This is a genomic window from Synechococcus sp. A15-62, assembly GCF_014280075.1.
Taxonomy (GTDB): domain Bacteria; phylum Cyanobacteriota; class Cyanobacteriia; order PCC-6307; family Cyanobiaceae; genus Parasynechococcus.
In genome coordinates this window covers 1,899,964-1,923,499 of the sequence record NZ_CP047950.1, presented here as the reverse complement: position 1 = coordinate 1,923,499, position 23,536 = coordinate 1,899,964, and the positions used below count along the sequence as shown (strand labels likewise).

Sequence of the window (23,536 nt, the reverse complement as noted above, 5' to 3'; positions counted from 1 at the left end):
ATGGCGAGCAGTGTGCTGGCACCGGTGCAGGAGCGCGGTCGAGCCGCGCTTGAACAGCTTGGTCTGCCCACCCGTCGCCAGGAGCCCTGGCGGCTCACCGACCTCAAACGCCTTGCGGCTGTCTCGGAGTTGCCGGTCAGTGCCTCGCCACTGTCCACGTCTCTGCCGGCCAGCTTGGACGGGGTGACCCGTCTGGTGCTCAATGGTTTTGATGATCCCCTGGCCGGCCAGGTGCTTCCGGAAGGAATCACGGCGCTGAATGGCGAAGAGCTGGTGCAGGCCCTCGGCCACACCCTCGATCGCTGCGGTTGTGCCCAGGTCTGGCCCGTGGAGTTCAACCATGCCAAAGCCCAGCAAATCCTGGCCCTCAGGGTGCGGGGACGGGTTGGCCCGTTGGAGCTGGTCCTGGCGGCGGGTGCCGGGTTGAACGCCACGCGGGTGCTGCTGCTGTTGGAGGAAAAGGCAGAGCTGGAGCTGATGCAGGTGCTGCTGGCTGAGGGTGCGTCGGCCCACAGTCACGTGCTGGAAGTTCATCTGGGGCAGGAGGCCCAACTGCGCCATGGCGTTCTGGCCACTGCAGATGGGGCGTCATCGCTGATGGCTCATTTGGCCGTCGAGCAGGAGCCCCGCAGCTCCTATGCCCTCACTTCGGTGGTTCAAGGCTGGAACCTGGGACGGGTGGAGCCCCGGGTGGTGCAGGTGGATGGCCAGGCAGAGACCGTGCTTAAGGCTTTGGCTGTCACCGGCGCCGAGCAGCAGCTGGCCACCCACACCGCGGTTCGCTTCGACGGGCCGGAGGGGGAGCTGGATCAGTTGCAGAAATGCCTGGCCGGCGGCCAGTCTCACGCGATTTTTAACGGCGCCATCAGTGTTCCCCGCGATGCGCAGCGCACCAACGCCGCGCAGTTGAGCCGCAACCTGCTGCTGTCCGGCCGGGCCCGGGTGGACACCAAACCCGAGCTGGAGATCGTGGCGGACGATGTGCGCTGCGCCCATGGCGCCACCGTGTCGCAGCTTCAGGACGATGAGTTGTTCTATCTCCAGAGTCGGGGCATCGCTGCGACGGATGCAACGGCGCTGCTGCTACGCGGTGCCTGTCAGGAGGTGATCGCGCAGCTACCTGAAGCTGCGCAGGCCTGGCGCCCCCTGGAGCGCGTGATGGAGAGTCTTGCCCTATGACGATCGCTGCTGAAGCACGATCCAGTGCTGATTTTGTGGATCTATCGTATCGATATCGTGCCGATTTTCCGATTCTTGAACAGCGTGCTCCGGACGGCAGGCCGCTGATTTATCTCGATCACGCTGCCACCAGCCAGAAGCCCCGTCAGGTGCTCGAGGCGCTGCAGCACTACTACAGCAGCGACAACGCCAACGTGCATCGCGGCGCTCACCAACTCAGTGCCCGTGCCACCGATGCCTTTGAAGCGGCCCGCAGCACGACGGCGGCCTTCATTGGCGCCGCCAGTCCCCGGGAGATTGTCTTCACCCGCAATGCAAGCGAAGCCATCAATCTGGTGGCGCGCACCTGGGGTGACGCCAACCTCAAGCAAGGGGATGAAATTCTCCTCACGGTGATGGAGCACCACAGCAACCTGGTGCCCTGGCAGCTATTGGCCCAGCGCACCGGCTGCGTGCTGCGCCATGTGGGCATCACCGATTCCGGCGAGCTGGATCTCAAGGATTTTCGGGCCCAGCTCAATGAGCGCACTCGGTTCGTGAGCCTGGTGCACATCAGCAATTCCCTGGGTTGCTGCAATCCCCTCGATCAGGTCATCCCCGCGGCCCATGCCGTTGGAGCCTGCGTGCTCGTGGATGCCTGCCAGAGCCTGGCTCACAAGCCCATTGATGTGGTGGCCCTCGATGCCGACTTCCTGGTCGGCTCGTCCCACAAGCTCTGTGGTCCCACCGGCATGGGATTCCTCTGGGCGAGGGAGTCGCTGCTGGAGGCGATGCCTCCCTTTTTGGGCGGCGGCGAGATGATTCAGGACGTTTTCCTGGACCACAGCACCTGGGCGGTGTTGCCCCATAAGTTCGAAGCGGGCACCCCTGCCATTGGTGAGGCGGTGGGCATGGGGGCAGCGATTCGCTATCTGCAGATGGTGGGTCTTGAGGCGATTCAGGCCTGGGAGGCGCAGCTCACCCGGCATCTTTTCGCTCGGCTGCAGGACATTGATGGTGTGCGGGTCTTGGGGCCGACGCCGGATCAACAGCCCGAGCGTGGTGCCCTCGCCACATTCCTTGTGGATGGCGTGCATGCCAACGACATCGCCGCTCTGATCGATGCCTCCGGGATCTGCATCCGCAGTGGTCACCACTGCTGTCAGCCCCTGCACCGCATTTATGACGTGACAGCTTCAGCGCGGGCCAGCCTGAGCTTTACCAGCACCTTTGAAGAGATCGACCGCTTCAGCGAAGAGCTCGCTTTCACGGTCGCCTTCCTGCGCGAGCACAGCTAAGTCGGCTCAGGCCGCCAGCTGATCGTTGTGAGCTGCGGCTTCGCGTTGCCGCAGGGGAACAACCTTGTTGGTTTCGATGGCGTACTTCACCCAGCGGTAGGAGCGTGCACCGGGACGGGGCGTTGCGTTGATCGGTTCAGGGCTGGCGTAGCTGTTGCCGCGATAACGCAGGATCCGCATCGAATCTGAAAGAACTTTCACGAGATTCTCAGGAACACACCTCCTCCGTGGGTTCCGTGGGGCACAGGTTGACTGTTGCTGCTGGTTGCTGGTTCAACCCATTACATCTGCTGAACGGGGTTGTGTGGGTTGTAACCATTTGCTAGCTCAGCTCCCAATTGCCTATGTTTCTTCCGTGGATCCTGAGGTTTGCCGCTCAATCCGTTTGATTGCCTTAAAGATGAGGAACAGCATCCAGGCCACCAGGAGGGCCTCGATGATGGTGTCAACGAGCTTGCCAATTTCAATGGCGCCGCCGAAATAGTCAATCTTGAGATCTTGGAAGCTGCCTTTAGGAACCAATGGATTCAGGAGAGGCATCAAGAGGTCTTTCGTGACTGAGTCAACAATTCGTGTGAATTGCTGCCCCACAATGAATGCAATGGCGACTGTCAGGGCGCTTCCCTTTGTGAAGAAGAACTCGACAAATTCCCGGCGCCACCGCTGAAACATGATCTGACTATTGAAGCTCTTTGATGTTATGGGAAGTTTTAATCGCTTTGCTTGTTTGTCTTGAACTGTCGTGATCTGAGGACGTTTCTTTGTGCTCAGTTCTGCGGCTCAGCCAGTTTTAGTTGACGTCGAAAAAAGGCCTCGGTCTCTCTCAGTACTTCGATCTGGGTGGCCTGGTTGCGGAAGCCATGGCCTTCCTCCTCGAACAGCCTCACGTCCACCGGAATGCCGTTGCTGCGCAGAGCCTCGGCCATGCGTTCGGTTTGTTCCGGAGGCACCACCTTGTCTTGCATGCCCTGGAAAAACAGCACCGGACAGCGGATCTGATCGGCATGCAGCAGTGGCGACCGTTGCTCATACAAAGCCCGTGCCGCGGGCCATGCCCCCACCAGGCCATCGACGTAGCGCGCTTCAAATCTGTGCGTGTCTTCGGCCATGGCTGTGAGATCACACACCGCATAGCGGCATGCACCGGCCCGGAACACGTCGGTGAAGCACAGCGCCGCCAGGGTGGTGAAGCCGCCGGCGCTTCCGCCTTCGATGGCGATCTTGCCGGGATCAGCCCGGCCGGCCTCGATTAGAGCCTGGGCTGCTGCGGCGCAGTCGGCCACATCCACCACGCCCCAGCCCCCGTTGAGGCGCTCCCGGTAGTCCCGGCCGAACCCCGTTGAGCCGCCGTAATTCACATCCACCACGCCCCAGCCCCGGGAGGTCCAGTACTGAATCGCCAGGCTGAGGCCGCGGCGAGCCATGGCCGTTGGTCCGCTATGGCTTTTCACCAGCAGAGGCGCAGGCCCTGGTGGGTTGCCGCTGGGGGGGTAGTACCAGGCATGGGTGCGTTCGCCCTTGTGGCCGTTGAACCACAGCGGTTCGGCCACGCTGATCGCCTCAACCGGCAAGGGTGCCGCGATGGCGGGGCTGTGGCCCCAGAGCGGCGTGGCCGGTCGCAAATCGATTTCCAGCAGACCGGCCACGCTTGTGCTGTTGCTGGCCACGGCCACGGCGCGGCCATTGCATGCGCTCAATCCCGCCAGGTCATCAAACGGTTGCGGCAACGGCTGCACCGTTCCATCCAGGCTGAGCCGTTGCAACGACCAGGCCCCGCGGCTGCAGACGGCGGCGATCAGCTGCTCGCCATCCCAGGCCGTGGTGCTCATCCCATAGATCCACTGGGGCATGGCCGTTTCAGCAGCCATCGGCCAGGGCTTCTCCCAGGAGGCGTCGGCGCTGGGCTGGAGCATCAGGTTCCACCATCCTGTGCTGTCTTCCGCCACAAGCAACTGCCCGTCGGGCAGCCACTGGGGTTGAAACACCGAGACGCCGTCGCCTCCGGCCAGCTGGTGCGGTTGGAGCAGCTCGCCTGTGTCGCTGAACTCTGCGCACCAGAGACTGCTGCTGTCCCAGGGCATGTCGGGTTGCTGCCATTCCACCCAGGCAAAACGGTGACCATCGGGGCTCAAGCAGCCGTAGCCCGCAAAGTCCGTCGGTTGATGCAGCAGCCGCGGGGTTTGATCGGTTCCGCTCAACGCCAGGCTCACCAGTTCGTCACGGCCCTCGATTTCACGGATGCCGATCCAGCGCTGCCTGGGCAGATCGAGCACGCCATCCGCCAGCTCCCAATCGCCCTCCTGGCTGAGCAGTTGGGCTGCTGCCAGTGGGGTGGGTTGATGGGTGTTGGTCTGGGGCAAGCGCCAGTCCTGACGCCAGAGGCAGCCGCCCTCGATCCAGGCCAGGATCAGCCTGTCCTGTTCCACAGCAGTGGCGAGCACGCCGCCGCCGTAGTCATGCACGCTACTGCGCAGGTTGCAGGGGGCTGGCGTCAGCTCCTGGGGGGGTGCTTCGGAATCACCGAAGCGCCGGATCAAGGCTGTGGTGCGGCCGCGCTCCTGGGGGCGCTGTTCCAGCCAGATCATCCAAACCGTTGCATCGGTACCGCACACCAGGGCCGGTTCCTTCAGTCCCGGCAAAAGGCCGACGGCATGTTGCGCGGATAAGCGGGCGGCTCCCATGTCGTCTGATTCAGGCCGCTTACCATGCTGGATCAACGCAGCGTTGGTCTTGGCAGGAAGCTTTGCAGAGTTGGCCCGTCAGGCCGATAAGTCGCGGGACACGATGCTGGTGCCGAAGACGGCCCTTGAAACTCCGCCGCTGGAGATTCACACTCTGGGCGATGAGGTGCTGCGGCAGCCCGCGCGACGCATCGGCAAGGTGAATGAGCAGGTGCGTGAGCTAGCCCGCGACATGCTGCGCAGCATGTACACCGCCAAGGGCATTGGCCTGGCGGCGCCTCAGGTGGGGATTCACCAGCAGCTCCTGGTGATTGATCTCGACCTTGAAAATGCAGCCACGCCGCCCCTGGTGCTGATCAATCCGGAAATCACGGCGGCCAGCGCCGGGCTCGACACCCATGAAGAGGGCTGTCTCAGCATCCCCGGGGTGTATCTCGATGTGGTGCGTCCCACCGCGATTGAACTGAGCTTCCGTGATGAGATGGGTCGGCCCCGGAAGATGAAGGCCGATGGGTTGATGGCCCGTTGCATTCAGCACGAGATGGACCATCTCAATGGCGTGTTGTTTGTCGATCGCGTCACTGATGAAGACGGTCTGCAGAAGGAGCTCAAGGAGAAGGGCTTCGAGCGCCAAGATGTGCGGAGCGTCGCCTGAGTAATGCCGATGAAACCCCTGGCCGGCGTCTTTCTGGCCCTCGCCTGTGTTTTGGGTATCGCCAGCACTGGTTGTGTGTTTGAACTCGCCTACGGCGATCCTGATCTCGGGGTCAAAACCACCAGCTGGATCTTGGCGCTGGCGGCCCCTGGAACGGTGGGAACCCTTTTGTTCGCCATTCGCCTGAACAAACCGGCCTGATCGGGGGCGACCGATTCAGGCATCACTTTTACGATCCGCTCAGTTCCTCCATGGACGTGATGGCACGCTTTCGAACCGTGGCCGCTGCCGGCCTCGCTCTCGCAGCGACCTCGGTACCGGCGGCCCTGGCCCAGGGTTCGCTGTTCACGGCAGTGCCTGTGGAGTTAAGCAACTTCGTCTTGGTGTCGGCCCCGATCGGTCAGGGCGAGCGTTCACAGCTGAACATCTACGAGCAGCGCACCACGAAACGCCCCTGTTTTGCTGTGGCCGCCGGATCACCGGCCATGGTGGATCCGCTGTTGTCCACCTTTGATTTCACCGGGGTCTGCAACCGCTACATCGATGGGAACGGCTATTCCCTGCGCATTGGTGGTGATGACCTTGGCACCCGTTACAGGCTCAGTGTGGTGAACACCGGCAGCGACATCGAGCTGCTGGCCACACCCACCAAGAATCCCTCCCAGCCCACCATGCTCGTGGCCCGGGCCGGTGGTGCCGCCAGCGGTTTTGTTCAACTCAAGCTTGAGCCTGGCTGGACCCTGAAGCGGCGCGCCTACGGCAAGAAGAGCCTCGGTCATCTCTATGTCTATCGGGACAGTGCGCCTGTGGCCGGTTCCAGTGCGAGCCCTGCACCGGTGGAGGCTGAACAGATCGAGAGTTCCACGGCTCCGTCCTACTGAGCTGGCGCAGAACCGGTCAAAACACCTGTTGTCGTCTTCTGTCAGTGATTTCACACTGGAGACAGACCCCGGAGGATGTGATGAAAACAACGGTTGTGCAGTGGTTCCAGTGGTTCGGTGAAGCGATGACCCATGCGCTGGGTTCGTTAGACGACCGTCATCTCCAGCCCCCGCCGATCGGCACCCAGCCCTACCGGGACACACCGGACAAGCGTGCCCGCGACTACTGAGCTCCAGGCTGCTTGAGCAGATCGGTGCAGCGGAAGCAATTCGCTTCCGCTAACGCGTTTCGATCGACGCTGGTCCGGTCGTTGAGATCAGCAATGGTGCGCGCCACGCGCAACAGCTGAAGGCTGCTGCGCGTGCTCAGGCCGCGCTGGTTGATCAGCTGTTCCCAGAGTTCGAGCGCCGTCGCCTCGATGGCTCCGCTCTGCCGCAGCGCTGCCGCCGATAGCCGCCCATTGCTGGCTCCACCGGGATTGCGCCTCTGCATCCGCTGCCGGGCTCGTTCAATTAATGCGGGCTTGCACCAGGACGCTGAGGCTTGCGTTTGTCTGGGTTGTTTCAGTACTGCTGCCATCTCCCTGGCGGAGCGCCGTTCCAGCCGCAGTTGCAGATCGAGCCGATCCAGCAGCGGGCCGGAGAGCCTCTGCCAGTAGCGCTGGCGTTGGCTGATGCTGCAGCGACAGCCATGGTCGCGGTCGCCATGCCAGCCGCAGGTGCAGGGATTGGTGGCGGCCACCAGGGTGATCAGGGCCGGGAATACCGTGCTCTGCTGGGCACGGCTGATCTGCACGGCGCCATCCTCCAGGGGCTGCCGCAATAGATCCAGCACCGTTCGCGGAAATTCCGCCAACTCATCGAGAAGTCGGAAGTCACAAGGTGCTGACTGTTCTTGTGTGAATCCTGTGTGTCTATCCCGATCTGTAGACGGTTTGCCTAGTTGAAGCCAGGAAGGCACTGATAACCCTTGACGAATTTGCTCAACTTTCCTCCTTTCATGATTTCCGCTCCAATCGCCTCGCACTGATCCAGTGACTCGGCAGGAATTACCTCAATTTGCTGCGTTATGAGTCTTATTACTAGGTATGCGCTGCTTTTGCGCTCTTGATGAGCAAGTAGCTGCATTTGATCCTGCTCTGTTCTGCCACCAAGAGGTGTGAGCGACACAGCTAGAAGCAGCGGCATAAACCAATCCATTGATTGATTTGCTGTTGTTTGTACGGTATCGACTCGCTGAATTGGCAATTGCCTTTGAGGGTTTAAGACATCAGTACCAACCAAATACCAACTCGCCTTGAGCCACAGGCAAGTCAGTGCTAGCAGTAGTTCCGGCGGTTGGTATGACCCTTGTGCCAATTCATCGAGGAAGAGCACGCCACCGTGGGCCAGGCTCACTTCACCAGGGCGGGGTGAGCGTCCGCCGCCGAGCAAGGCGGCTGCGGAGCAACTGTGGTGTGGCGATCGAAAGGGGCGTTGCTGCTGCAGTTGATTAATGCCATGCAGATGCCCGGCGATGGAATGGATGCGCGTGATGGTGAGCGCTTCCTTCTGGTTCAGGCTCGGCAGTAGCCGAGGCAGTTGATGGGCCAGGCGGGTCTTGCCGCAGCCGGGGGGACCCACGAGCAGTAGGTGATGGCCGCCGGCTGCCGAAAGGGCAAGAGCGCGGGAGGCCAGGCTGCTGTCCAGGCAGGACCAGGGCTCCGGCTTCACGACTCGGTTAGAGCAGTGGGAGCGGATGCACTCATTCAAAGGCCACGGTTGCTCGCCTTTGAGCTGCCGAACCAGCGCGCGCAGGTTGGGCGCCGTCCGGATCGCAAGCCCCTCAATCAGGCTCGCTTCCTGGACATTCTCAGGAGGAACAACCAGGGCCCGGGCCTGTTGTTGCTTGGCCTGGTCAGCGAGGGCGATCACCCCGCGACAGGGCCTGAGGCTGCCGTCGAGGCCCAGTTCACCTGCGCACCAGAGGCCCTCCAGTTGAGGGCGGGCGAGCTGCCCTTGCCACCAAAAGGGCCAGGGCGATGGGGAGATCAAAGGAGGGACCTTCCTTGCGCAGATCGGCTGGAGCCAGGTTGATCACCACGCGCACCAGTGGGCCGCGGAAGCCGCTGTTGCGCACGGCGGATCGGACCCGCTCCCGGGATTCCTGAATGGCCTTGTCCGGCAGACCCACCAGCTGGACGCCCGGCAGGCCCGGGGCGAGATCCACCTCCACCACCACTGGTCTGGCCTCCAGACCTTGCAGGGAAGCACTGAGACAACGTGCCAGCATTCTGTGAAGGGTGACGCAGGAGATTCATGCCCCTGCTGTCACACCGGTCCGGCTGTTCCTTCGTTTTCAAGGCCCATGGCAGACGACACGATCTTCGGGAAGATCCTTCGTGGCGAGATCCCGTGCGATGAGGTCTACAGCGATGAGCAGTGCCTGGTCTTTCGCGATGTCGCCCCCCAGGCGCCAGTTCACGTGCTGGTCATTCCCCGCAAGCCGATCGAGAGTCTGCGGTCTGGTGTTGCCGAGGATGCGGCCTTGCTGGGCCATCTGTTGCTGGTGGCTGCCCGCGTAGCCAAACAGGAGGGTCTGGACGATTTCCGCACGGTGATCAACAGCGGCGCCGGTGCGGGTCAGACGGTCTTTCACCTCCATGTGCACGTGATCGGTGGTCGTCCTCTGGCGTGGCCTCCCGGTTGATGTCAGCGGCGAAGCGGCGCGGCGGCAGCCAGACTGAGCACAGTTCAGCAGTGGCATGACCCACCAGCTTCAGAACCTGCGCAATCAGGCCGCCAAGCTGCGTCGGCTTTCGCAGCCCTACTTCTTCCCCTACACCGAAGACAACGGTTGGCAGTTCCTTGGACTGCTAGTGAGCCTGCTTTTCTGTGTGGCCGGGATCGTGCTGTTCCTGGTCACCGGGTTGATGAACGGCCTGTCGTGGCTGTTGCCGGAGCTGACCGGCCAGTACCTCGGGGGCGTCCAGTCCTCCCTGGCCATGCTCTGGTCCCGTGGATGGGGAGCGGGGATCAGTGCTCTCTTCGTGCTGGGGGCCGTGGTGTTCGCCTCCGTGCGGGGCCAGCTGAGGCACCGCCGCTGGCTGCCCTGGCTGTTTCTCGGCCTGATCATCCTGATGCTGTTGAGCGTGAACGGCATCAATGCCGGCATCACATTCATTGCCAGGGATCTGACCAATGCGTTGATCTCCAAAGACGGCGATGCGTCGTATCGCAACCTATGGATCTACGGTGCCTGTTTTGCGGTAGCGCTGCCGATTCGCAGCCTGCAGTTTTATTTCACCCAGAAACTGGGGCTGTTCTGGCGGGAATGGTTGTCGCTGAGCCTGGTGGACGATTACCTGCGGGATCGGGCCTATTACGTGCTCAATCCCAACGATGAAGCGGCCACCAATGTTGATAACCCCGATCAACGCATTTCCGAGGACGTGCGTGATTTCACGGCGCAGGCCCTTGGTTTTGCGCTGAATATCTTTGATTCGATTCTCACTTTTTCCCTCAACATTCTCATCCTTTATTCGGTGAGTGAGGGGCTCACCTTCGCCCTCTTGGCCTACGCATCCGGGGTGTCTGTCCTAATGATCGTGGCCGGCCGAAAGTTGGTTCGGTTGAACAACTTCCAACTGCGCTTTGAAGCGGATTACCGCTATGGCCTCGTGCGGGTGCGGGACAACGCTGAATCAATCGCTTTCTATGCCGGAGAACAGCAGGAAGCCAAGGAGGTGACGCGTCGCCTGGCCACCGTTGTTGAAAACTTCAATCTGCTGATTGTCTGGGAGGTGCTGCTGCGGGTGCTGCAGCGTTCAAGCATCTACGCCAGCAATTTCATCCCCTATCTGATCCTTGCGGCTCCGATTCTTGCCGGGGAGATGGATTACGGCGGCTTTGCCCAGGCGAACGTCGCCTACAACCTGGTTGAAGGATCGTTGTTTTTCATCATCTACAACATCGAAGCCTTGGCTCGGTTCTCGGCCTCGATCAACCGGCTTGAAGGCTTTCAATCCAACATCTCCAACCTCGATCCGGAGGAGTGGAGTGATTACGTGCCGCGGATTGTGCCCTCCGAGCGCCTGGCGCTGCAGGGGGTGACGGTCAAAACACCCCGCACCGACAACGTGCTGGTGCGCGACCTCAGTTTCTCCCTGGACAATGCCGAGGGCCTGCTGGTGGTCGGACCCTCCGGCTGCGGCAAGACCTCACTCCTTCGGGTGGTGAGTGGCCTGTGGGGCTCGCCGACGGGCACCGTCTATTCCCCGGGGCAGGGCGAGCTGCTGTTCATTCCCCAGAAGCCCTACATGGCCCTGGGATCTCTGCGCGAACAGCTCTGTTATCCACTCGATCAGGCCCGTTTTAGTGATGAACAGCTTCGGGCTGTTCTGTATCAGGTGATGCTGGGCAAATTGCTGCAGCGCTATCCCGACCTCGACATCAAGCAGGACTGGCCGCGGCTGCTCTCTCTGGGTGAACAGCAGCGACTGGCCTTTGCCAGACTGCTGCTCAATTCGCCCAAGGTCGTGGTGCTGGATGAAGCCACCAGTGCCCTGGATGTCGAGACTGAATCGCGCCTTTATTCCCTGTTGCGGGATCGTGAGGTGGCGTTCATCAGCGTGGGCCACCGTCCAACCCTGAAGGATTTCCATGACACTGTTCTGGAGCTCAGCGGCGATCACGACTGGCGGCTGATCCCGGCGACCAGCTATGACTTCGGGCGTTCCTGAACCGGCCGGATGACCTCCACCAGCGAGAACCCTGACACCACGTCCGTTCCGGAGACGTCCGCCACCACCAACGATGTGCCTGCCTTCGGCTGGAGTGGTTATGCCGAGCGGGTGAATGGCCGTTTCGCCATGGTGGGTTTTGTGGCGGTGCTGTTGATCGAGGTGCTCAGCCGCGACACCTTCCTGCACTGGGCGGGGCTGCTGCCCTGATCAGGGCAGGCGGATCAGATCCACATCCCAGCGTCCGTTCCGGCTCACCTGCACAGCCAGTCGCCGGCCTGAACCGTCCAGGCTGACGCTGCGGGGCACACCCGGTGGATTCAGGGGCAGCCGTTGTGTCGCCCCGACGTTGCGCCTGTAGAGCACCAGTTCGGTGCGGTCCTCCCGTTGCTGGACCACGGCCAGGCGTTGCCCATCGGCACTAACGCTGACGCTGATCGGTTGGGCATCAGCACGGTTGAGGCCCGGTAATGGGACGGGGCTGCGGCTGCGCAGGTCGATCAGTTCGACCCGCTCCCGTCCATTGCGTTGGCCCAGGCTTGCCAGCCAGCGTCCCCCCAGTGATGGATCCCGCCGGCTGTTCACGGATTGACGCAGCAGGCCGTTGAGGTCGGGCCGGGGCGTGGGCCTGGGACTGCTGCAGCCGGTCACAAACGCCAGGCTGAAAATCAGAGCGACGCGGATCATGGCTCTGACGACAGCGCCGGTGTGGAGAGGCTCTGCCCCGGAGGACGATCCGGCTCGAGCAGATCACTCAGATCCAGCAGTTCCACGCGCCACCGGCCCTGATCCGTCACCTGCAGGGCGATCTGCTGTGCATCCGGCGCAAGGCTGAGCAGCACTGGGTCTCGGCCCCCGGGCAGCGGCAGGGGGTGCATGCGTCCGTTCAGACGGTCGGTAACCACCGCAAGTCGGCGGCGCCCCCGCTGGGTGATCGCTGCCAGGTATCGGCCGTTCCAGCTCAGGGAGGGGGAGCTGTGGGGCTGATGTCTGCTCAGCTGGGGAACAGAGACAACGGATCCGTCGCTGAGGCGGCGCAGCTGCACTGTGGGTCGGCCGCCGCGATCGCTGACGACCGCCAGCCACTCACCACTGCCACTCAGAGCTGGGGCCTGCTGGCTGCTGGAGAGCAAGCCACCACCTGCCCGTTCACTGCGACCGTTGCAGCCCACCAGCGCCAGGCTGGCGAGCAGGATCAGCAGCGGACGAGGCAACTGGCTCAGTCGTCGAAGCGGGAGCTGTTGTCCCGCGGTCTGCCGGACGAGGGCCTTGAGCTCCGGGGGGGTTGGCGGTTGCTGCTGGGCCGGTTCGAGGCGACGGGCGGTTCGCCAGATCGCCTGGAGTCGCTCGCGGTGTTCGGGTTAGCGCTGGGGCGTGCCCGGTTCGGGGCGGAACCACTCGGCGCTGAACTGCGGCTTGGGGCGAAGGCGGCATCCTCGGCTCCTGAAGGAGCCCGTTCGCCGGCAGGACGCTCAGGGCGCCCCATGGGCCGGCTGCCACGGCGTTGTTCCTCTCGATCCGTCCGTCTGGAGCCAAAGTCGGGGCGTCGTTCATCCCGGGCTTCGCCGGCGCGGAAGCGAGCCATGCGGCGGGAGCGCTCGTCGTTTTGGTCCCAGCCGGAATCGCCCTGCTCACTGTCTGCCGAGCGACGGCTGGCGGCTTCCTCAGGAATGGCGGCGCGGCTGGCGCGGCGCGGCCTGTAGAACTCCTCTTCAGGCCGTTCTTCGGCGTCATCGTCACGGCCTGAGAAGCGCCGCCGCACCGGCTGAGGCTCATCAAAACGGTCGTAACCGCCGTCATCCCAGCCGCCCCGCAGCCCCCCCGGGCCTCCGCCCCGGGCCGGTGCCGGTTCGTCATCGAAGTAGGCGGAGCGCCGTGCTTGTTCGGTGGCCACGCCGCGCAGTCGCACGCTCTCGTAGGCGAAAAACACGGTGGTTCCCGCCAACAGGAACTGGCCGAACTGAAGAATCGGGTCAAGGCGCCATCCCTGGAAGAACAGGATGCCGCCGCATAGCAGCCCGATGGCTGCAAAGAACACGTCGTAGTCCCGCGCCAAGGCGGGCTTGAACGACCGCATGAAATAGAGCAGAGCGCCGCCGACGGCCAAAACGATGCCGACGATGCTGGCCCAATTGAGACTGGCGTTAACCAAAGCTCTGCTCCCGCTTAGGAGTCAGTCTAAGAGGGGCGCCAGGGGCGGATCAGAGCTTGCGGTCGACCTGGTCGGTCTGGCTCAGCAGGAACAGGGCGATGGAGGCAGGAATCACGACGATGACACCTCCCCAAAGGAGGCTGCTCAGGAAGTTGGAGAGGGAGGGTGTCATGGGGTTGCTGCCGTCTGCTTCAAAGCCGCGCCGATCTTAAGAAGCGATGCCGTCTTTCTACGATGAGGGGACGATTTGCTTTGAGCTTTGTGACGCCGCTGCTGCTGCAGGCCCTGCCAGTCCTCCATTTGCTTCTGGGCTTGCTGCTGGCGGCCTGGACCCTGGCGTTTCTGCTGCGCATCGTGCTCACCTGGTATCCCCAGGTCGATCTGAACCAGGGCGCCTGGCCCCTGGTGGCATGGCCAACGGAACCTGTGCTCTCGGTGAGCCGCCGCGTGATCGCCCCGATCGGTGGAGTCGACGTCACCCCAGTGATCTGGGTGGGGTTGATCAGCCTCGTGCGCGAGTTGCTGGTCGGCCAGCAGGGTCTGCTCTCCCAGATCCTGATGCACGCCCAGGCGGTTGCCTGAGCTCAGGGGAGCATCTCCTGCTCCACGAACTTGGTGTGCACATCGCCGTTGATGAACTCCGGCCGATCCAGCATCTCCAGATGGAATTCCACCGTGGTTGGAATCCCGGTGACGGCACATTCATTCAGGGCACGTTTCATCCGGGTCATGGCGTGGTCGCGGTCTTTGCCCCAGACGATCAGCTTGCCGATCAACGAGTCGTAAAAGGGAGGGATGTCGTAGCCCGTGTAAACGTGGCTGTCGACGCGCACACCAGGCCCGCCGGGTGGAAGCCATCCGGTGATGCGTCCGGGTGCGGGACGGAAGTTGTGCCGGGCATCCTCGGCATTGATCCGGCATTCGATCGCATGGCCGGTGAGCTGGATGTCCTCTTGGCTCACGCTGATGGGTTCGCCGCCGGCGATGCGCAGCTGCTCGGCGATCAGATCGACACCCGTCACCATCTCAGTCACCGGATGCTCCACCTGGATCCGGGTGTTCATTTCCATGAAATAAAACCCACCGCTGCGATCCAGCAGAAATTCCACCGTTCCGGCGCCCTCGTAATTGATGCTTTGGGCGGCGGCAACGGCGGCTTCGCCCATGCGGCGGCGCAGGTCTGGATCCAGGGCCGGGCTGGGGGCTTCCTCCAGCAGTTTCTGGTGACGGCGCTGAATCGAGCAGTCCCGTTCACCGAGGTGAACCACATTGCCGAGGCGGTCGGCCAGCACCTGTACTTCCACGTGGCGGGGCCGATCGATGAATTTCTCCATGTACAGGCCGGGGTTGCCGAAGGCGGCTTCCGCCTCCCCCTGGGCTGCTTTGTACAGGCTCTCCAGCTGGCTCGCATCGGGCACCAGGCGCATGCCGCGACCACCGCCGCCGGCAGTGGCCTTGATCATCACGGGATAGCCCATCTCCTCGGCCAGGGCGGCCGCCTGGCTGGTGCTGCTGAGCAGACCCTCGCTGCCGGGAACCGTGGGAACACCCACCGATTGCATGGTCGATTTGGCGGTCGACTTGTCCCCCATCGAGCGAATCGCGTGGGGTGACGGCCCGACGAAGGTGAGGCCGTGATCACGGCACATCTCGGCGAACTTGTCGTTCTCCGCCAGGAAGCCGTAGCCGGGGTGGATGGCGTCAGCACCGCGGGAGGTGGCGGCCGCCAGGATATTGGGAATGTTGAGGTAGCTCTTGCTGCTGAGGGCTTCGCCCACGCAGACCGCTTCATCAGCGAGCTGAACGTGAAGAGCGTCCTTGTCGACGGAGCTGTACACCGCCACGGTGGCGATCCCGAGCTCGCGGCAGCTTCGAATGATCCTTAAGGCAATCTCGCCGCGGTTGGCGATCAGCACTTTGCCGATGGGCATCCCGCAGCATGTTCAGGCCTGACGCCGGATCGTATCAGCGCCGACTGAAAATCCAGAAAGGGGAAGACCCTGCCCGGTATGATCTGACCTCGACAACACCCGAGCGGTGAAGTCGACCACGCGGATGTGGTGGAATTGGTAGACACGCACGTTTGAGGGGCGTGTGGCTTCGGCCTTGCGAGTTCAAGTCTCGCCATCCGCATTTTTTTCTTTGGCTCGTCCCCGCCCAGCAGAACCAGGACCTGCCGTCGTTCTCGTTTCAAACGGTCCCGGTGAGCTGACCACCTGGGTCAGACCTCTGGCGGAAAGGCTGCATTCCAACCTTCGCCTGCGACCTCGATCGTCGGAGGCACCAGCCTCCCTTCATCTGGTGTTGGTGCCCTGTCCCAATGCCACCGGCCAGGAGCGCGCGGCAGCGGAGCCCTGGGGCTTGTTCGAGCGCATCGTGCCGGCTGGACGTTTCTGGTCGCTGCTGCTGCGTCCCCAGCGCTACGGCCCATGGCCGCAGAAGGGTGTGGTGGTCTTTCTGGGAGGTGATCAGTTCTGGACTGTTCTTCTCTCAGCCCGTCTCGGCTACCGCCACATCACCTATGCCGAGTGGGTGGCGCGCTGGCCCGGCTGGAACGATCGGATTGCGGCGATGTCGGACGCGGTGCGCCGCCAGCTGCCGGTCCGTTATCAGCCCCGATGCCGCGTGGTCGGCGATCTGATGGCGGATTTGTCGTCCTTCGCTCGCCGCGAGGATCCTCTCCCCGGGGGCCAGTGGATTGGCCTGCTGCCTGGGTCCAAGCCGGCCAAGTTGAGCGTCGGCATGCCGTTTCTGCTTGAAACCGCCGATCGTCTGGCTCAGTTGCAACCCGGATGTCGCTTCCTGCTTCCGTTGGCACCCACCACAAGCGTTGATGAGTTGCTGCGTTTCGCCGGCACATCCAACCCGATTTCTGCCCGCTACAGCGCCTCTGTGGCGTCGGTGGAGCAAGAGGAGTCGGTGACGGAGTTGGTGACGGGGGCGGGGACGCGGATTCGTCTGCTGGAGCAGCATCCGGCCCATGGCCCCCTGAGCCAGTGCACCCTGGCCCTGACCACGGTCGGTGCCAACACGGCCGAGCTCGGTGCCCTTGCCGTGCCGATGATCGTGATTGTTCCTACTCAGCACCTGGAGGTGATGCAGGCCTGGGACGGCGGGCTGGGACTGCTGGCGCGTCTGCCGGGTCTGCGGCGTCTGATCGGTGTTCTGTTGACCCTCTGGCGTCTGCGCAACAACGGGTTGATGGCCTGGCCGAACATCAGTTCAGGCCGCGCCGTTGTGCCGGAGCGGGTGGGGGCGATCACCCCGGAGGAGATTGCGAAGGAGGCCTGCGATTGGCTGAACGCCCCTGAGCGGCTTGAGGGCCAGCGCCAGGACCTCCAGGCCTTGCGGGGAGAACCCGGGGCGGTGGCCGCGTTGGCTGCAGAGGTGAGGGGGTTGCTTCCCCGAGAGCTCAACGCTTCCTAGGCTGCTGCCCACTCTGGTTCCGACGACCATGTCCCCGTCCAATCCGGTCGAACGCAGCGCCGAGGAGTGGAAGCAATCCCTGACGCCGGAGCAGTTCCAGGTGGCCCGCTGCGGTGGCACGGAGCGGGCCTTCACCGGGGCTTACTGGAACAACAAGGCCACGGGGACGTACCACTGCGTCTGCTGTGGTGCGCCTTTGTTCAGCTCTGAGACCAAGTTCGATTCGGGCACGGGCTGGCCCAGCTTCTGGGATGGTGTCAGCTCCGAGGCGATCACCACCAAAGCGGATCTGACCCACGGGATGGTGCGCACTGAAATCAATTGCGCTCAATGTGATGCTCACCTCGGGCACGTCTTCCCCGATGGCCCCGCGCCAACGGGCCAGCGCTACTGCGTCAACAGCGCATCGTTGGATTTCAAGGCGTCCTGAACGATTGTCGGCGCCTTAAATCCGTTCACCAGGGATCGTCGAGATCTTGGCTCCGGCGCTGGGGCGCTGCATCCTCCATCGGTTCCACATCGAGAGGTTCTCCGGACTGCTGAACCGCGCGGCGGGAGGCTGGCATGGCACGCCGCGGCGGCTGTTCCTCGTAAGCAGCCTGTTCTCCATAAGCAGCCTGTTCTTCGTAGGCAGGCTGCTGCTCGAAGGGTGCAGGTTCGTTGTAGGTCCGTGCTCGCTCAGGCGGCCGCTCGTCGTAGCGAGGAGGCTCGGCGTAAGGCTGCTCGTCGTACCGCTGGGGCTCATCGAGGTAGCGGCGTTGCTGCATCAACTCCTGTCGCCGGTCCTCCAGCTCCACATATTCCAGTTCTGCATCAGCCTCAAACCGTTCGGCTTCTGAAGCCTGAAGACGCCGTTGCTCCTGCTCCTGGGGTTGTCCGGAGGTGAGCTGATTTTCCACCGGCACCAGGTTGACGCGGTAGCGCTCCCGCTCCTGCTCTTCCCAGCTGGGACCACCGACTCCCAGCTTCTCAAGCACCCCGCTGTTCAGCTGTTTGAGCTTGTCTTCGGCTCCCTCGTAAACAATGATCCGATCCGGGCCACTGCTGACGATCTCCTCCACAGGCATTTCCCAGGTGCTCAGCACCCCTTCCCCCAACAGGGGCACACCCAGGGCGCCCATCACCAGGGTGGTGAGCTCGCCGGTTTCGATGTCGAAGGCGAAGCCGAGCACCCGCCCCAGCTGCTCGCCGGACTCGGTGATCACCTGGCAGTTGATCACCCGGCTGTAGCGCTCGGGGTTGAAGTTCTCGCTGAGGGAGTCGGCCGAATCCACCAGGATCACATCGCCCACCTGACGGATCCGGTCCAGCGGCATCCAGCGCGGCAGGCCTGGCAGGAAACGGGTCAGGGGGTTGTCCCGCAGCCCCACGGCCACCACTTCACGGCGGTCGATATCGACGATCACCTCACCCACCACCCCCAGGCGGCGGCCGGTGTCACGGGTGATCACCTGGGTGCCCATCAATTCGGAGCGCAACCAGAGGCGATCGCTTGGCACGCCTGTGGTGATGGCGTCGTTTGGGGTAGGGGTCGGGGTCAAGCGCGGGCCCTCGGCCATGGACACTTAGACCATTGTGGCGCAGGGGTTCCGCCTGTCACGTTCAGATTGCACAGCGCAAACTCCGATCGTTCAGGCGGCATCCGGTAAACCCACCACTTGGGTGTGGGCGCCGCGGGCCTGGGTTACCCCGATGGTCCGCTGGGCTGCGCCGATCATCGGCCGGCGGTGGCTGACCACCATGAACTGGGCTGCCTCGGCCTGACGGGCGATCAGGGCTGCGAGACGCTCCACATTCACGCCGTCGAGGAAGCTGTCCACCTCGTCGAGGGCATAGAAGGGCGACGGCCGGAAGCGCTGCAAGGCAAACAGGAAGCTCAGGGCGGTGAGTGATTTCTCCCCACCCGACATCGAGGCCAGGCGCCGCACTGTTTTGCCCTTGGGATGGGCCACCAGGGTGAGGCCACCTTCCAGGGGCTCCTCCGGGTTCTCCAGTTGCAGGTGACCATCACCATCGGAAAGCGAGGCGAAGATTTCGCGGAAATGGCCATCCACGGCAGTGAAGGCCTCCATGAAGGCGTCCTGGCGCAGGGTTGCCACGGTTTCGATCCGCAGCAGCAGCTCCTCCCGCTCGTTGTTGAGCACCTCGAGCCGTTCATTCAGTTCGTTGAGCCGCTCTTCGAGGGCCTCCAGTTCCTCCAGCGCCAGCATGTTCACGGGCTCCAGCGCTTCCATGCGTTGCTGGATGGCCTGCAGATCGCTCTGCAACACCTCCAGGCCCGCCAGGCGCAAGGAATCTGGGATCTCTGGCCTTGGGTCCGGCAGGGCCTGCTCCATCTCCTGCAGGCGCACCGCACCGCTGCGCTGCTCCTCGATCAATCCCTCGCGGTCTTCCTTGAGCCGCTCCAGGTTCCATTCGGCCTGCTGCAGGGCCTGACGCTGGCGGCCCACCTCGGCTTCTGCGGCATCTCTGGCCCGGCGCTGGCTGCCGAAGCGCTCCTGAAGGTCGGTCTGCTGCTGCTCGAGCTGTTTCCGCTTGTCCTGGAGGTCGCTCTGCTGCTGGCGCCAGGCTCCATGGGCGCTGGCGAGGGCCTTCACAGCCTCCTGCAATCGGGCTTCTTCGTCGGCCAGGGCCTTCTCCTGGTCACCCATTCGTTCAATCGCCAGCTGCCGTTCACGGCGGGCATTCAGCAGCTGGTCGCGTTCGCTGCGGGCTGCCTCCAGCCGTTGGTCGGCGGCTTCCTGTTCCGTTTGCAGTTGGGCCCAGGCGGCGGCATCGTCGTTGTTGCCGCTGTTGCGCTCCGCCTCATCCAAGGCCTTGAGCTCCGCGGTGAGTGGGGTGAGTGCAGCGCTGATGGCTTCGAGCCGCTGCTGTTGCTCGGTCTGGTCCTGCTGCAATCTGCTGAGCCGTTCGGCCCGCTGGCGGCTGCGCTCCAGCAGGGGGCCGTGGTTGCGCCGCGCGGCATTGCGCTCGGCGATCAAGGCCGCCTGTTGCTTTTCCAGTTCGCGCAGCTGGGGTTTCTGCTGCTCGATCAGTTGCGCCAGCTTCGACTCCTCCCGCCGGCAGGCCACAAGGGATTCCCCCAGTTCCAGCAGGCGCCTCCGCAGGGGTTCGGCTTCGTCCTGATCGCTGCTGCGGCCGAAGCTCAGGCTGCTGCTGCGCTGGGAGAAGCTGCCGCCGGTCATGGCGCCGCTCTTCTCAAGCAGCTCCCCGTCCAGGGTCACCGCTCTGGAACGGCCCAGCTGTTGGCGGGCGCTGGCCAGGTCGGAGAACACCAAGGTGTCCCCGAAGACGTAGGCGAACACCTGGTCGTAGACGGGCTCGAACCGCACCAGTTCCACGGCCCGGCCGATCAGTCCAGCGCCGCTGTCCCCACCTGGGCGTGCTCCCCGGGCAAAGGCGGCCGAAGAGCCCCCGCCACCAGGAGCGCGGATCTTGTTCAGGGGCAGGAAGGTGAGCCGGCCGGCACGGCGGCTCTTGAGCAGTTCGATGGCGCGGGCGGCAATGCGGTCGTCGTCGACCACCACCTGGCCGAGACGGGCCCCTGCGGCCACTTCCAGGGCGAGGCGATGACGATCGTCCACCTCCCCCAGCTGGGCCACAGGGCCGTGGATGCCATCAAGGCCGGCCTCCAGCAGCAGGCGCAGGGCGCCGGTGCCGCGGCTTTCCTGAAGGGCATCTCGCCGGCTCTCCAGGCGAGCGATCTCCCGTTCCAAACGGGTCTGCTCCTGTTCCAGTCGGCTGCGGGTGCGCTGTTGGATGGCCAGGGATTCGGCGGTCTGCTGAAGCTCCTGTTTGCCATCGGCAATGGCTTGCAGCAGGGTTTGCCAGGTCTCTTCCAGGGTTGCGAGCTGTTGCTGCACGGCGTCGCCATCGGCGCCGTCCTGCTGCTGCTCCTGGGTGAGCTCCTCCAGCCGTTCCCGTTCCTGGCGCAGCCGTTCCTGCAACTGCTGCTGTTCCTCCAATAAGGGAGCGACGCTGCTTTGCAACTCCTGCCGGCGACCGCTGCGGCGCTTCTGTTCCTCCACCCAGGCGCCGGAGCGGCCCGCCACATCCGCCAGCCGGCGACGGGATATCTCCACCGCCGCTTCAGCGGCTTTGCAACTGTCGTCTGCGGTGCTCAGGGCGTCCTGATGGGGATCTCGCTCCAGCTCCCGTGATTGCAGCTGCCACTGCTGGCGACGGGTGGCGAGGTCATGGCGCTGCGCCTGCAGTTTCTGTCCTTCCTCCTGGTGGAGGCTGGCCTGTCGCTCCAGTTCGCGGCTGCTGGTGTCGAGGCCAGCCAGTTCCGCCTGAACCGCCAGCAGCTGGTCTTCCCCCAGGGCCTTCACTTGCTCCTGGAGCTGCTCCAGTTCGGCTACAGCTTTGTTCAGCTGCTCCCGGCCGCTTGCGATGGCCGCGGCGTCTCTCTGCTCCTGGGCTTCCAGCGCCTGTTGGCGTTTGGCCAGATCCTTGAGGGCCTGCTGGGCGGCTTCGTAGGCCAGCACCATTTCCTGGCGGCGCCCCAGTTGCAGCCGTTCCCTGAGCTCCTGGTACTGCCGGGCCTTGGCGCAGTCCTTCTCGAGCCGTTGGCGGCTGGCCAGCAGTTCCTGCTCAATGATTCGGCAGCGCTCCTGGCGCTCCTGCACGTCATCAAGTTTGCGGCGGGTCTGTTCGATCCGGGTGTCGAACAGGGCAACACCGGCCAGTTCATCGATCAGGCCGCGGCGGTCGCGGTTGCTCATCGAAACGATGCGGGTGACGTCCCCCTGCATCACCACGTTGCTGCCCTCGGGATCAATCCGGAGTCGGCGCAGTTGAGTCTGCAGCTGCTGCAGGTTGCAGGTCACCCCGTCGGCGCTGTAGCTGGAGCTGTAGGAGCCCCCCGGCATCACCCGCAGTTTACGGGTCACCGTCCATTCTTTTTGCCCCGGTTGAATCCAGGGCCCCTCCGCCGGTGCCTCCAGGCCTTCCTCGGCGGCATCAGGTGTCCAGTCGCTGAGATCAAAGCGGACGCTGACGGTTGTTTCAGCGGCTTTGCCGGCCTTGAGCATGCCGCTGTTGACCAGGTCTGGCAGGCGGTCAGCCCGCATGCCACGGCTGGTGGCCAGGCCCAGGCAGAACAGAACACCGTCGAGGATGTTGCTCTTGCCGGAGCCATTGGGTCCGGTCACGACGGTGAATCCCTCCTCGAGAGGGATCGTCATCGCTCCGCCGAACGATTTGAAGTGCGTCAGCCCAACCTGATTGATATGAACCAACAGGATCCGGGGCTGTCAGCAGGCCGAAACTAGCGGAACCCACGAAAAGCTCAAGGGTTCGATAAGGAGCAGCGCCCAGCTGCGATGCGCAGGCAGCCCTGAAGATCGCCCTCGAGCTGCAGGGTCACGTCTGCATCCGTGGCCTTGGGGAGTACGCCGCTGTAGCTGCCGGCATGGATCCGTTCAGCCCAGCCCCGATTGCCTGAAACGGCAGCACTGCGTGGTTCCAGCCAGACCTTTCGATGAGCCGGAAGCGGAACCGCTGGTTGGGCCTCTGCGTTGAGCTGCGGCACTGTGGCCAGCCGCCAAGTTCGGCAATTGGGCCCGTCCTCCAGCAGCAGATCGAAATGGCAACCAGAGGGGTCGTCCGGTGCTCCGGTGTGACGCAGGAGGGCGTATCGCTGCAAAGACTTTCCCTCAGCCTTCAGTCTCCCTACCCTTCTAAAGCGTCCTGCCAACGGTCTTATGGCCTCGCCATCGCCGCAATCCAACGGCAGATTCGAGCATCACTTCCGTGAGCGGTTCGAAAGCCTGCTGCCGACGATTCAGGAGCGCTGGCCGGATCTTGCTGAGCACACCCTTGAAGCCACCCGGGGGAGTGTGGATGAGTTGGTTCGGTTGATCGAACAGAACACAGGCCTGACGCCCCAAGGGGTTCGGGAGCAACTGGAGGAACTTCTCCACAGCGCCACTGATCGAAGTCGCGACTGGGCCGACAGCCTGGATCCGCTCGAAGAGCAACTGGAACAGCTGCTGGATGAGTTGAACAGCACCCTTCGGCCGAAGATCGAGGCGCCTGTGCGCCAGCGACCGCTGCTGGCTGTGGGTGTTGCCTTTGGCGTTGGTTTGCTGCTCGGCGGCATGCTTCGCGGGGGGCGGCGTTCCTGATGGCCGATCAGAACTCTCCCCGCGGATTTGGAGCGGCAGCTCGGGTGACAGCACTGGCGGCGTCAGTGATGGATCTGCATGTGCGGATTGCTCTGCAGGAAGTGGATCGAGAAAAACGCCGACTGATCAGCGGTGGCTTGTTCCTCGCCATTGGCGGCACCGCCATGTTTCTGACATTGCTGGCGGGCGAGGCATCGTTGCTGCTTTGGATTCAGGCCCAGTGGGATCTGGATTGGATGCGTGCACTGTTGACCCTTTCCGTGGTCAATCTGGTACTGGCGGGCATCAGCTTGCGGATCGGGGGCCAGGTGTTGAAGGGTCCGTTCCTGCCGCAGACGCTGGAGGGGTTGATGAAAACAGTGCGCGCCGTGATGGGCCGGGTTTAAACGCTTTCGCAAATGCTTAAGGCTGCGTTAATCTCGTCTTAATGTTCGGG

At 63.4% G+C, this 23,536-nt stretch carries 26 protein-coding genes, 1 tRNA gene and 1 pseudogene; 15 read left to right on the top strand and 13 right to left on the bottom strand.

Annotation, left to right across the window (positions count from 1 at the left end; translation table 11 throughout):
* Positions 1-1,179 carry a SufD family Fe-S cluster assembly protein gene (locus SynA1562_RS11000; RefSeq protein ID WP_186493881.1) on the top strand — a complete coding sequence of 393 codons (1,179 nt, stop codon included), beginning with the start codon at positions 1-3 and terminating at the stop codon, positions 1,177-1,179.
* The gene (locus SynA1562_RS10995; RefSeq protein WP_186493880.1) at positions 1,176-2,456 is read left to right on the top strand and encodes a SufS family cysteine desulfurase; all 1,281 of its coding nucleotides are present in this window, start codon (positions 1,176-1,178) and stop codon (positions 2,454-2,456) included. Before SynA1562_RS11000 ends, SynA1562_RS10995 begins: the two co-directional genes overlap by 4 nt.
* A 6-nt stretch (positions 2,457-2,462) precedes the next feature.
* Here SynA1562_RS10995 and SynA1562_RS10990 read toward each other — a convergent pair whose 3' ends face one another.
* The 3 genes from SynA1562_RS10990 to SynA1562_RS10980 form a co-directional block, all read right to left on the bottom strand.
* Positions 2,463-2,636, bottom strand: a complete 174-nt coding sequence (locus SynA1562_RS10990; protein ID WP_186493879.1) for a hypothetical protein — start codon at positions 2,634-2,636, stop codon at positions 2,463-2,465.
* A gap of 162 nt (positions 2,637-2,798) precedes the next feature.
* Entirely contained in the window at positions 2,799-3,128 is a 330-nt protein-coding gene (locus SynA1562_RS10985; protein ID WP_186493878.1) for an MscL family protein, read from the bottom strand.
* A gap of 95 nt (positions 3,129-3,223) precedes the next feature.
* Positions 3,224-5,137, bottom strand: coding sequence for a prolyl oligopeptidase family serine peptidase (locus SynA1562_RS10980; protein WP_186493877.1), 1,914 nt, complete (start codon positions 5,135-5,137; stop codon positions 3,224-3,226).
* A gap of 49 nt (positions 5,138-5,186) precedes the next feature.
* Between SynA1562_RS10980 and def the strand changes: the two genes are divergently transcribed.
* The 4 genes from def to SynA1562_RS10960 all read left to right on the top strand — a co-directional run bounded on the left by def (position 5,187) and on the right by SynA1562_RS10960 (position 6,903).
* On the top strand, positions 5,187-5,792 hold the full coding sequence (gene def, locus SynA1562_RS10975; protein WP_186493876.1) for a peptide deformylase: 606 nt from the start codon (positions 5,187-5,189) through the stop codon (positions 5,790-5,792).
* A 3-nt stretch (positions 5,793-5,795) separates the two neighbouring features.
* Complete coding sequence (locus SynA1562_RS10970; protein WP_006850702.1) at positions 5,796-5,993, top strand: hypothetical protein; 198 nt, start codon at positions 5,796-5,798, stop codon at positions 5,991-5,993.
* Positions 5,994-6,043: 50 nt separating this feature from the next.
* The gene (locus tag SynA1562_RS10965; RefSeq protein ID WP_186493875.1) at positions 6,044-6,673 is read left to right on the top strand and encodes a DUF3747 domain-containing protein; all 630 of its coding nucleotides are present in this window, start codon (positions 6,044-6,046) and stop codon (positions 6,671-6,673) included.
* An 80-nt stretch (positions 6,674-6,753) separates the two neighbouring features.
* Positions 6,754-6,903 carry a hypothetical protein gene (locus tag SynA1562_RS10960; RefSeq protein ID WP_186493874.1) on the top strand — a complete coding sequence of 50 codons (150 nt, stop codon included), beginning with the start codon at positions 6,754-6,756 and terminating at the stop codon, positions 6,901-6,903.
* On the opposite strand, the gene SynA1562_RS10955 is transcribed toward SynA1562_RS10960, so the two are convergent.
* Entirely contained in the window at positions 6,897-7,529 is a 633-nt protein-coding gene (locus SynA1562_RS10955) for an ATP-binding protein (protein WP_255445659.1), read from the bottom strand. The genes SynA1562_RS10960 and SynA1562_RS10955 overlap by 7 nt on opposite strands.
* Before the next feature lie 494 nt (positions 7,530-8,023).
* Positions 8,024-8,945, bottom strand: a pseudogene (locus SynA1562_RS10950) (ATP-binding protein); the annotation flags it as partial.
* Positions 8,946-9,020: 75 nt separating this feature from the next.
* On the opposite strand from SynA1562_RS10950, the gene SynA1562_RS10945 reads away from it, so the two are divergent.
* From SynA1562_RS10945 to SynA1562_RS10935, 3 genes are read left to right on the top strand one after another with little or no spacing between them, the layout of a single operon-like run.
* Entirely contained in the window at positions 9,021-9,362 is a 342-nt protein-coding gene (locus SynA1562_RS10945; RefSeq protein ID WP_186493872.1) for a histidine triad nucleotide-binding protein, read from the top strand.
* Between the two features lie 55 nt (positions 9,363-9,417).
* Positions 9,418-11,394, top strand: a complete 1,977-nt coding sequence (locus SynA1562_RS10940; RefSeq protein ID WP_186493871.1) for an ABC transporter ATP-binding protein/permease — start codon at positions 9,418-9,420, stop codon at positions 11,392-11,394.
* Positions 11,395-11,403: 9 nt separating this feature from the next.
* A complete protein-coding gene (locus SynA1562_RS10935) occupies positions 11,404-11,604 on the top strand; it encodes a chlorophyll a/b-binding protein (protein WP_186493870.1) in 201 nt (66 codons plus the stop codon).
* Here the strand turns inward: SynA1562_RS10935 and SynA1562_RS10930 are convergent, their stop codons facing one another.
* From SynA1562_RS10930 to psbX, 4 genes are read right to left on the bottom strand one after another with little or no spacing between them, the layout of a single operon-like run.
* On the bottom strand, positions 11,605-12,081 hold the full coding sequence (locus SynA1562_RS10930; protein WP_186493869.1) for a hypothetical protein: 477 nt from the start codon (positions 12,079-12,081) through the stop codon (positions 11,605-11,607).
* Entirely contained in the window at positions 12,078-12,608 is a 531-nt protein-coding gene (locus tag SynA1562_RS10925) for a hypothetical protein (RefSeq protein WP_186493868.1), read from the bottom strand. The genes SynA1562_RS10930 and SynA1562_RS10925 overlap by 4 nt, the downstream gene beginning before the upstream one ends.
* 5 nt (positions 12,609-12,613) lie before the next feature.
* Positions 12,614-13,546 (bottom strand): Ycf66 family protein, encoded by a 933-nt coding sequence (locus SynA1562_RS10920; protein ID WP_186493867.1) that lies wholly within the window; start codon positions 13,544-13,546, stop codon positions 12,614-12,616.
* Between the two features lie 49 nt (positions 13,547-13,595).
* Positions 13,596-13,718 (bottom strand): photosystem II reaction center X protein, encoded by a 123-nt coding sequence (gene psbX / locus SynA1562_RS10915; RefSeq protein WP_006851281.1) that lies wholly within the window; start codon positions 13,716-13,718, stop codon positions 13,596-13,598.
* An 89-nt stretch (positions 13,719-13,807) separates the two neighbouring features.
* Here psbX and SynA1562_RS10910 point away from each other — a divergent pair, with 89 nt between their 5' ends.
* On the top strand, positions 13,808-14,128 hold the full coding sequence (locus tag SynA1562_RS10910) for a YggT family protein (RefSeq protein WP_255445658.1): 321 nt from the start codon (positions 13,808-13,810) through the stop codon (positions 14,126-14,128).
* A gap of 2 nt (positions 14,129-14,130) precedes the next feature.
* On the opposite strand, the gene accC is transcribed toward SynA1562_RS10910, so the two are convergent.
* Entirely contained in the window at positions 14,131-15,477 is a 1,347-nt protein-coding gene (gene accC, locus SynA1562_RS10905; RefSeq protein WP_186493865.1) for an acetyl-CoA carboxylase biotin carboxylase subunit, read from the bottom strand.
* 120 nt (positions 15,478-15,597) lie between these two features.
* Here accC and SynA1562_RS10900 point away from each other — a divergent pair.
* From SynA1562_RS10900 to msrB, 3 genes are all read left to right on the top strand, one after another.
* A tRNA-Leu gene (locus SynA1562_RS10900) sits at positions 15,598-15,679 on the top strand.
* Positions 15,680-15,688: 9 nt separating this feature from the next.
* Entirely contained in the window at positions 15,689-16,972 is a 1,284-nt protein-coding gene (locus tag SynA1562_RS10895) for a glycosyl transferase (RefSeq protein WP_186493864.1), read from the top strand.
* A 28-nt stretch (positions 16,973-17,000) separates the two neighbouring features.
* The gene (msrB, locus tag SynA1562_RS10890; RefSeq protein WP_186493863.1) at positions 17,001-17,402 is read left to right on the top strand and encodes a peptide-methionine (R)-S-oxide reductase MsrB; all 402 of its coding nucleotides are present in this window, start codon (positions 17,001-17,003) and stop codon (positions 17,400-17,402) included.
* Between the two features lie 25 nt (positions 17,403-17,427).
* On the opposite strand, the gene SynA1562_RS10885 is transcribed toward msrB, so the two are convergent.
* The 3 genes from SynA1562_RS10885 to SynA1562_RS10875 form a co-directional block, all read right to left on the bottom strand.
* Positions 17,428-18,513 (bottom strand): PRC-barrel domain-containing protein, encoded by a 1,086-nt coding sequence (locus SynA1562_RS10885; RefSeq protein WP_370593203.1) that lies wholly within the window; start codon positions 18,511-18,513, stop codon positions 17,428-17,430.
* Positions 18,514-18,603: 90 nt separating this feature from the next.
* Positions 18,604-22,212: a chromosome segregation protein SMC gene (gene smc / locus SynA1562_RS10880; protein WP_186493861.1), complete on the bottom strand. Its 3,609-nt coding sequence runs from the start codon at positions 22,210-22,212 to the stop codon at positions 18,604-18,606.
* 50 nt (positions 22,213-22,262) lie between these two features.
* Positions 22,263-22,619: a hypothetical protein gene (locus tag SynA1562_RS10875; protein ID WP_186493860.1), complete on the bottom strand. Its 357-nt coding sequence runs from the start codon at positions 22,617-22,619 to the stop codon at positions 22,263-22,265.
* A 58-nt stretch (positions 22,620-22,677) separates the two neighbouring features.
* Here SynA1562_RS10875 and SynA1562_RS10870 point away from each other — a divergent pair, with 58 nt between their 5' ends.
* Together SynA1562_RS10870 and SynA1562_RS10865 are read left to right on the top strand one after the other, a co-directional pair.
* On the top strand, positions 22,678-23,100 hold the full coding sequence (locus tag SynA1562_RS10870) for a DUF883 family protein (RefSeq protein ID WP_186493859.1): 423 nt from the start codon (positions 22,678-22,680) through the stop codon (positions 23,098-23,100).
* Positions 23,100-23,486, top strand: a complete 387-nt coding sequence (locus tag SynA1562_RS10865) for a phage holin family protein (protein ID WP_186493858.1) — start codon at positions 23,100-23,102, stop codon at positions 23,484-23,486. The genes SynA1562_RS10870 and SynA1562_RS10865 overlap by 1 nt, the downstream gene beginning before the upstream one ends.
* Positions 23,487-23,536 lie beyond the last annotated feature (50 nt).